The following is a 205-nucleotide window of genomic DNA, read 5'->3' on the forward strand; positions in this document are numbered from 1 at the left end:
GATCGAGCACGACTACCACGAACTCAAGCACGGCCTGGGCCTGGACCACTTCGAAGGCCGCACCTGGCGCGGCTGGCACCATCACGTCACTCTCGTCACTGCCGCCCAGGCCTTCCTCACCCTGCGGCGGCTCGACCCAAAAGCCCAGACGCCGGCCTCACCCTCTACCAGGTCCTCGACCCTCTTCAAGACCTGCTGAGGTGCT

1 pseudogene is annotated in these 205 nt (G+C 65.9%); it reads left to right on the forward strand.

Features of this window, described 5'->3' with window-relative positions:
- Positions 1 to 199 (forward strand): annotated as a pseudogene (locus IO33_RS0142480) (IS701 family transposase); the annotation flags it as partial.
- Positions 200 to 205 lie beyond the last annotated feature (6 nt).

The organism is Streptomyces durhamensis (genome assembly GCF_000725475.1).
In the GTDB taxonomy this organism is placed as follows: Bacteria; Actinomycetota; Actinomycetes; order Streptomycetales; family Streptomycetaceae; genus Streptomyces; species Streptomyces filipinensis.